Annotated in this window: 2 protein-coding genes; both read right to left on the minus strand. The window is 68.6% G+C overall.

What is annotated here, in order from left to right:
- On the minus strand, positions 1–359 hold a 359-nt coding region (locus NE2_RS34360; RefSeq protein WP_507757091.1), incomplete at its 3' end, for an RsbRD N-terminal domain-containing protein.
- Positions 360–611: 252 nt separating this feature from the next.
- The coding region (locus tag NE2_RS34365; RefSeq protein ID WP_063032916.1) for an AMP-binding protein at positions 612–2,342 on the minus strand (1,731 nt) is incomplete at its 5' end.

A 2,342-nucleotide genomic window follows, 5' to 3' on the forward strand; every position in this document is an offset into this window, starting at 1 on the left:
CTGTTGCTGTTGCTGTTGGTGGTGGTGCGGGTTTTGGTGGTGGCGTTGGTGACGACGAGGTCGAAGCCGATTTTGAAGCCTTCGTGGATGGCGTGGTGGATGGTGTCGATGGGGACGCCTTCGCGGGCCCAGGCGGCGGCGGCGTCTTTGAGGCGTTCGGTTTTTTCGGGGATGTCGCGGCCGTCGAGGAGGCTGATGGCGAGTTCGAGGCAGGTGCGGGTGATGGTGGTGATGTCGCCGTGGATGGCGTCGCCGGGCAGGGTGCCGCAGGGGGCGACGTTTTCGACGAAGTGGCCGACCATGTGCCGCGACAGCGACCACACATCCTTCAACGGCGACGACAGCAATTGACCGGACATGGTCAAACTGGGGCGCGTCGAGCCGGCGGTGGCCTCGCCGGAAGCGCCCGGTGCGGCGACGGGCCCCCGGGACGCGGTAGACCCTGGCGAGGCGGCAGAACCCGGCGTGGCAACAGACATTGGCGAAAACTTCCTTCCCCGCCCGTTTACTGCGCTGCCTTTATAACGTAACCGTAACGAGACCCCGATGGATGTATTTCGCTCATCCTCGTGACAAATGAGGATGCCACGCGGGTGCGCCCTGGTGAGCGGTCACAACTCGGCCGCCGGTTGAAACGGACCGGTCAGGTCGGCGCTCCCGCCGATCAGCAGCCGCTTGAGCACCTTGCCGGTCTCACCGCGCGGCAGTGCCGACAGGAAGGTGACATCGCGCGGCACCGAGAACCTGCTCAGCCGGTTGCGGACGTAGGTGCGGATCATGTCCGGGTCCAGGCCCGAACCCTCCCGCTTGACGATGAACGCGGCCAGCCGCTGCCCGAATTCATGGTCCGGCACCCCGACCACGGCCACATCGGCAATCTGCGGCAGATGCGACAGCGCCTCCTCCACCGGCCGCGGGAAGACGTTCTCACCGCCCGAGATGATCATCTCGTCGTCGCGGCCGGCGATGAACAGCCGCCCGTCGGCGTCCAGATACCCCAGGTCGCCGGTGTCGAGCATGCCGTCGGTCTCGTCCGGCGGCGCCGAATTGACGTATCCGTCGAACAGCATGTGATTGCCCACGTAGATGCGTCCGGTCGCGCCGACCGGCACGGGCGTGCGATCCGGGCCCAGCACAGCGATTTTGGTGCCGAGCGGCGGCCGCCCGGCGGTGGTCGGCGCGGCCCGCAGATCCTCGGGCGTGGCGATGGTCGCCCACGACACCTCGGTGGAGCCGTAGATGTTGTAGAGCACATCGCCGTAGTTGTCGGCGAACCGCAGCACGGTGGCACCGGCCAGCGGCGCCCCGCAACTCGCCGCGATCCGCAGGCTGGAGGTGTCGTAGCGGGCCCGCACATGGGTCGGCAGGTCCAGGATCCGCTGCACCATGGTCGGCACCAGAATCACCGTGCCGACCCGGTTTTCGGCTATCCGGCGCAGGGTGTCGCGGGCATCGAACTGCTCGGGCAGCACGACGGTGGCACGCAGCGCGGTACTCAACTGCAGGGCGGCCAGACCCCAGGTGTGGAACAGCGGTGCCGGGATGAGCATGGTGTCGTTCATGCGCAACGGAATGCGCGACAGCAGCGCCGCCACCGTGGCGAAGCCCTTGGCGTGCGGGCGGCGCGCACCTTTCGGGGTTCCGCTGGTCCCGGAGGTCAGCACGATCAACCGGCCCGGCCGCGCCGGTTTGTCGAAGCCGTTGTCGCCCTCGGTGATCAGATCCTCGATGGTGGTGCGCCCGGGTGCGCCGTCGTCGGTGGCGATGCGCACGATGTCGGAATGCAGGTAGTGGATCAGTTCTTCCAGCTCGGCGTCGACGAAGACGTGCGCCAGCCGGTGCCGCTGCACGATTTCCTCGATCCGCCGGGCCGACAGGCCCGCATTGAGCAGGATCGTATCCACGCCGAGTTTGCCCGCAGCGACCATGGTTTCGACCATGCCGGCGTGATTGCGGGCCAGCAGGCCGATCGCGTCGCCGGTGCGCAGGCCCAGGCCGGCCATACCGCCCGCCAGTGCGGTGCTGCGCCGGTCGATGTCGGCGAAGGTGCGACTGCGCCGATCGTCGACGACGGCGATGCGGTGGGGGGAATGCGCGGCCGCGGCCGCGTAGCCGCCGGCGAGATTGAAACCCCACCGGGCGAGTCCGCGCAGCTGCCCGACACTGCGATCCGGCCGCGCGGTGTGCACCACGCCCGTTCCGAGGATATGGCGAGCCACGTCCGCGCGCCGCCGCAGCGGAGAGTTCTCGCGGTTGATCACGACCGAAGTCGGTGCGGCCGTGACCAGTTCGCGCAGCCGCCGCAGCCCGGCGTCGAGCCAGGCCAGCGCGCCGGCGGTCGA

The sequence above is a fragment of the Nocardia elegans NBRC 108235 genome (assembly GCF_001612845.1).
In the GTDB taxonomy this organism is placed as follows: Bacteria; Actinomycetota; Actinomycetes; order Mycobacteriales; family Mycobacteriaceae; genus Nocardia; species Nocardia nova.